This window comes from Deltaproteobacteria bacterium, from assembly GCA_028818775.1.
Classification (GTDB): domain Bacteria; phylum Desulfobacterota; class Binatia; order UBA9968; family JAJDTQ01; genus JAJDTQ01.
In genome coordinates this window covers 78,319-84,318 of the sequence record JAPPNE010000058.1, presented here as the reverse complement: position 1 = coordinate 84,318, position 6,000 = coordinate 78,319, and the positions used below count along the sequence as shown (strand labels likewise).

Sequence of the window (6,000 nt, the reverse complement as noted above, 5' to 3'; positions counted from 1 at the left end):
GACGACAAAAAATCCTGCGCAACTTATGCCAGGAAATCATGGGACGCGACACTAGGCATGAGGTTCGCAGCCGACTACTACGATGGCGTCGTGGCCCGGGCACAACCGACCGTCATCGCCGTCACGGATGTGGGCATCGTCGTCTTCGCCGTGCACGGGGCCATGCTGGCGCACTGGCCGGCCGAGCGGGTGATCCTGGCGGAGCCGCCGCGTGAGGGCGAGCCTGTGCGGATCGGGTTGGACGGCACCACCGCGCGACTGGTGGTCGACGATCCCGGCGTGGTCGAGGCGCTCGAGGGGGTGGCGCCCCGGCTCTATCGCCAGGTGCGTCTGTCATGGGGAGGCCTTGCCCGCATCGTGGGGTGGGCCGGAGCCGCCGTCGGGTCCATCACGTTCATTCTCCTTGTCGTCGTGCCTTCCCTGTCGGAGCAATTGGCGGCGGTCACTCCGCACACCGTCAGGGAACGCATCGGCTTCATGACTTTGCGGCAGCTCGCCCGTCTCGTCCAGATCGACCCCAGCGGACCACCCCGGCACCGGCGGACCTATTGCAACGATGCGGAGGGACAGAACGCCCTGAGGGTGATGGCCGTCCGCGTCACCGCGAACATGCCCGAGCCGCCGTCCTTGCGCCTCGTCGTGATCAATACGAGGATGGACAACGCATTCGCCCTGCCCGGCGGCATCGTCGTCCTGACCAAGGGGCTCATCGACAACGCCCTGAGCGCGGAGGAAGTCGCGGGCGTCATCGCTCATGAAATCGGCCACATCCAATACGACCACCCGATCCAGGGTTTGTACCGTACGGCGGCCGTCTCGGTCGTGGTGGGCCTCGTGACCGGCGACGTGGCCGGGGGTATCCTGATCACGGGACTCGGCCGATGGGTGCTCAACAGCGGCTACTCCCGCGTAGCTGAGCGGCAGGCGGACGACTATGCGTTGGAACGCCTGTATGCCGCGGGAATCGATTCCAAGGGATTCGAGGAGTTCTTTACTCGGGCGCTCGCGGCGCAGGCACAGGGCGAAGGTGCGCTTTCCGGTTTCCTTTCGACCCATCCACTCACCCGCGAGCGTATCGAGACCGTGCGCCGCGCGCCGCGCGCCACCGGAAAGGTATTCGGCGGCGACCACCAGGAATGGCGGAGACTCCGTCTCATTTGCTGGAGGACGCGGACCGCACCGCCGCCGATCAGGATCCGCTGAAGGAACGGCCCGCGGCGGCCCTAGTGACCAGACAGGACACTAGCCCAACGGGTTGAAGAACGCCTTGGTGCCGCGGGCCTCCACCGCGTCTCCGATGCGCTCAAGGGCGTGGACATAGGCGGCGGTGCGCATGCTGACGGCCTTGTCCCTGGCCACGTCCCACACGCGCCGGGTTTCGGGCTCCAGGATGGCCTTGAGCTTGGCGTGCACCTCCTCCACCGGCCAGTAGTAGCCAGCCTTGTTCTGCACCCACTCGAAGTAGGACACCGTCACCCCGCCCGAATTGGCTAGGATGTCGGGAATCACCACCGTGCCCTTCTTGTCGAGGACCGCGTCGCCGGCCGGCGTTGTCGGGCCGTTTGCGAGCTCCAGGATGACCGGCGCCTGGATCCTGGCCGCGTTGGTTTCGGTGATCTGGTTCTCCACCGCGGCGGGAATCAGCACGTCGCATTCCGTTTCCAGCAGCGCCGCGTTGTCGAGCTCGCGCGCCGTGCCGTGCGTGGGCGCTCCGGCGACGTGTCCGGTGCGTTTCTTGTGCTCCATCACCGCGTAGGGATTCATGCCGTCGGGGTCATGGATGGCCGTGGTCGAATCCGAAAGCCCGATGATGCGGTACCCGTCGTCGTGGAGGAGGCGGGCGCAGTGAAACGAGGCGTTGCCGAATCCCTGCAGCACGATCCGCGACGTTTCGCGGCTGACCCCGAGCTCCTCCTTCAGGTGGTTCAGAATATTGAAACCGCCCCGGCCGGTGGCGTCGTCACGTCCGAGCGAGCCGCCCAGCGCCACCGGCTTGCCGGTGATGATGGCCGGGCTGGGATGGCCGGTGATGGTGCCGTACTCGTCCGCCATCCAGGCCATGACGATGCCGTTGGTGTACATGTCGGGGGCGGGGATGTCGCGCTCGGGTCCGATGAAGCGCGAGAACGCCTCGACGTAGGAGCGGCTCAGGCGCTCCAGCTCGGCCCGGGAGAGGGTCTTGACATCCACCGACACGCCGCCCTTGGCGCCGCCGAAGGGGAGGTTTACGACCGCGCACTTGAAGGTCATCCAGAACGCCAGCGTCATCACCTCGTCCACGTTCACCGCGGGGTGGAAGCGGATGCCGCCCTTGGTGGGGCCGCGGGTGTCGTCGTAGCGGCAGCGCCACGCCTTGAACGCCTTGCGCGAGCCGTCGTCCATGCGCACCAGCAGGGTGGCGGCCAGCGTTTCCTTGGGATACCGGAGCTGGTCGATGATCTCGCGCTCGATGTCGAGATAGCGGGCGGCGTCTTCGAGGCGCTCCCGCGCGGTGGAAAACAGATCCGTGGCCATGACGTTCGCTCCTTTCGAGCCTTCGTGAGGCTGTATCCGAATAACCAATCGCCCCTAATGAATAGTAAAGCAGAAAAAACGGCAAAGGCCGAAAAAATCACTCCTCCGAGAGCGTACACGGCCCTTGCAATACTATGTTGGCAACGATTATTCTCAATTCTGTCTTTCAAATTGCCGTCTACGGAGTATACTTCTACTCAGAGCCAAGGCTCGAAAGACGAGACCCGATAACTTGGGAGGTGAGTCATGAGCAAAGTCCCGTCGGAAACCGGAAAAGAGCCCGCGCGCGACCCGGGGGCGATGTCCGTTCAAGCGGAAGAAGAGTACCTCACCCGGGAGGCGCCGATCTTTCCCTCCGAACGCTACAAGGCGCTGTCGACGAAGCATCTCGACGAAATTTCGCAGCTCGAACGTCTTCCCAGGGACGACCGCTTCGCCATGAAAGTGGTGGCCAACGTGCTGCCCTTCCGCTCCAACCGGTACGTGATCGACCACCTCATCGACTGGGACCGGGTGCCCGACGACCCGGTCTTCCAGATGACCTTCCCGCAGCAGGGGATGCTCGAGGAGGACGACTTCCTGCGTATGGCCGACCTTTTCCGGCGCGACGCTTCGGCGAAGGAGATCAAGGAAGGTGCCCACGAGATCCGCGAGAAACTCAACCCGCACCCTGCCGGCCAGCGGGAGCTGAACATCCCCCAGGTCGGGCACGAGACGATCCACGGTCTTCAGCACAAGTACCGCGAGACCGTGCTGTTCTTCCCCAGCCAGGGGCAGACCTGCCACGCCTATTGCACGTTCTGCTTCCGCTGGGCGCAGTTCGTGGGCGACAACGAGCTCAAGATCGTCGCCAAGGAAGCGGACGGGCTGCATGACTATCTGGCCACGCATCCTGACGTCACCGACCTCCTGGTGACCGGCGGCGACCCCATGATCATGAAGACCGCGGTATTCGCCAATTACCTGGAGCCGCTGGTGGACGACCCGCGGTTCGCCCACGTGCAGGACATCCGCATCGGCACCAAGGCTTTGACGTTCTGGCCCTACCGTTTCGTCGGCGACGAGGACGCGGACGACATGCTGCGGCTGCTGGAGAAGATCGTGAAGGCGGGCAAGCACGTCGCCATCATGGCCCACTTCAACCACTGGCGGGAGCTTGAGACCAACGTGGTCCGGGAGGCGATCCGCCGCCTGCGCGACGCCGGTGCGGTGATCCGCTGCCAGGCGCCGCTGCTGCGCCACATCAACGACTCCTCGGACGTGTGGATCCGCATGTGGGAGGAAGAGGTGCGGCTGGGGATGATCCCCTACTATATGTTCGTGGAACGCGACACCGGCGCGCGCAATTACTTCGAGGTGCCGCTGGACCGCTGCTGCGAAATTTTCCAGAACGCCTACAAGTTCGTCTCCGGCTTGTCCCGCACCGTGCGCGGCCCGAGCATGAGCGCCACCCCGGGCAAGGTGGAGGTCCAGGACGTGCAGGAGATCGGCGGCGAGAAAGTGTTCATCCTCCGCTTCCTCCAGGGACGCAACCCCGACTGGGTCGGACGCCCCTTCTTCGCCGCCTACGACCCCGAGGCCACCTGGTTCGACCAGTTGCGCCCCGCCTTCGGCCAGGAGAAGTTCTTCTTCACGGATGACTTCAACGCCATGGTGCAGGGGAGGTGGCCGACGACGAAGCACTGAGCCCGCGCGCAACCAACAAGGAAAGGGGGCGGTGTGCAAGCACCGCCCCCTTCCTTGTTTCGGCTTGTCCGTGGCGGCTGTTCAACCCAGAGAGTCGGTACTGTGTGAATTTGGGGTTGACAAGCGGGGCTAACGTTGAGCAAGCTCTAGCCGTCGTCTGGAAATCGCCGGAGGATTTCATGGGCCAAGTTACGCAACGCAAATTGGGGGAAGATGTAGCGAGTGGTAAGTCGGCTACCGTTCTCGGCAGTAGTATAGACGGTCAAGACGCCAAGGGGGGTCCCCCCGGGATCGATGCCATGTATCCTTGCATCGTCATCACTGAGACTCTCGACGCTGAACCCTCCATGCAGATCGGCCCTTTCCGTTGCCATGTGATTGAATCCTCCTCCGATTGAGGGGGTCAGCGGATGGCGGTCTGCTGGCCCCCGTGTCAATGTACCTCCCTCTCACTTCTGTTCACCCCTCTCTTTCCTTCGTTGCGCTCTTTCGACGAGTAACGCAATGAACTTGTGCTCTCGTATGCTTTTCTCCAATCCGGCGTCGTGCCACCCATTCTCCTCCATCCTGGCCTTCAACAGTCTCAGGCGTTCTTCTATCGACTGGGCATCGACGACACTGTAGAAGTACTTCAAGAACCCTTCATCGTTGATCATGGCTGCCATTTCCTCCCCACTCAGGGGGAGGTCATTCCCAGGGTCCTTCTCTGCCGTATCCGGCTTTTGGGCGCGGGCAGCGGCGGCGGCTTGCTCCCGTTGCCTCTGCTCGTATTCGCGCCGGCGTCGCTCTTCTTCGAGCATGCGCAGACGCTGTGCCGCCTCGGCCCGCTCCAGTTCGCGCATGCGGGCCTCGTGTTCGCGGCGCTTGCGAAGCTCTCTTTCTTGCCGGAGACGGCGCCCCATCTCCAAACCGCGCTCGAACCCGCGGGACATGGAGTCCCAGGGATTCGGGTAGCTGGAGGGATCAGGCGGGGGTGCGTATGGGTGGTATTGAACTTGGGCCGGTGCAGGCACGGGCACACCGGCCACCGCCAACATGACGATGAGCAGGAATGCGCGCATCGGACCACCCCTACCGCCTGGGCGGGAGCCCCTGGCAAGACCTGAAGTTCTCCCCGAGACAGTCGAATGTCGTGAGCGTGTTGTTGTAGCGGGGGTTGTAGTATCGGTCCCGCTCGTAGTTCCGCTGCTGTTGCCACTCCCGGCGTTCCTGCTGGAGCCGCTGGCCCCAGATGTCCCCGACGCTTGGCCGGCGCTGCTCGTGGGTGTGAGGGAACCCGATGTAGTGAGCGCCGGCCGGAAAGGCCAACGCAACCAAGCACAGCACACTGAGCACGATTCGCACCATGGCACACCTCCCGTGAGTTGTCCCGACGCGTCATCCGTTGTTCGAGCCAGTTGCGCGCGCCGTTGCTGTCCGCGGCCTGGCGGGGTTGCCGGGCCTCGAACGCACCTCAACGGGAGTTGGAGTGTCCGCGTATTCGCCCAGGCGCGGGAAGCTACTCCGCGCCATGTGCAGGGCTCTTGTATTTCACGGAAGGCCCGACACACGGGCTCCCGTTGGATGCGTTCAACTCCGACGCTACACAATGAAAAAACGGTTGTCAATTGTTTGGGTTCATGCTACGCGCGGGTTCTATGGTATGGTGAACGCAAGGAGGCCCGCCATGGCGAAGCGCAGGAGCCACGAGATCCCCCGCGACCCCGCGAAAGCGGCGAAGCGCGTGGTGCAAATGGCCACGGGGCAGGTCCCGATGGACCCGCAGTCTCTTCGCACCCGGATGACCCTGAAATTCACCCC

At 63.8% G+C, this 6,000-nt stretch carries 5 protein-coding genes; 2 read left to right on the top strand and 3 right to left on the bottom strand.

What is annotated here, in order from left to right; genetic code table 11:
* Positions 1–57: 57 nt before the first annotated feature.
* Complete coding sequence (locus OXU42_07640; GenBank protein ID MDE0029255.1) at positions 58–1,203, top strand: M48 family metallopeptidase; 1,146 nt, start codon at positions 58–60, stop codon at positions 1,201–1,203.
* Positions 1,204–1,242: 39 nt separating this feature from the next.
* On the opposite strand, the gene OXU42_07635 is transcribed toward OXU42_07640, so the two are convergent.
* A complete protein-coding gene (locus OXU42_07635; GenBank protein MDE0029254.1) occupies positions 1,243–2,514 on the bottom strand; it encodes a Glu/Leu/Phe/Val dehydrogenase in 1,272 nt (423 codons plus the stop codon).
* 300 nt (positions 2,515–2,814) lie between these two features.
* Here OXU42_07635 and OXU42_07630 point away from each other — a divergent pair, with 300 nt between their 5' ends.
* Positions 2,815–4,200 (top strand): lysine 2,3-aminomutase, encoded by a 1,386-nt coding sequence (locus OXU42_07630; GenBank protein MDE0029253.1) that lies wholly within the window; start codon positions 2,815–2,817, stop codon positions 4,198–4,200.
* Positions 4,201–4,649: 449 nt separating this feature from the next.
* Here the strand turns inward: OXU42_07630 and OXU42_07625 are convergent, their stop codons facing one another.
* Positions 4,650–5,042 carry a hypothetical protein gene (locus tag OXU42_07625; GenBank protein MDE0029252.1) on the bottom strand — a complete coding sequence of 131 codons (393 nt, stop codon included), beginning with the start codon at positions 5,040–5,042 and terminating at the stop codon, positions 4,650–4,652.
* Between the two features lie 229 nt (positions 5,043–5,271).
* Positions 5,272–5,547: a hypothetical protein gene (locus tag OXU42_07620; protein ID MDE0029251.1), complete on the bottom strand. Its 276-nt coding sequence runs from the start codon at positions 5,545–5,547 to the stop codon at positions 5,272–5,274.
* Positions 5,548–6,000: the final 453 nt, after the last annotated feature.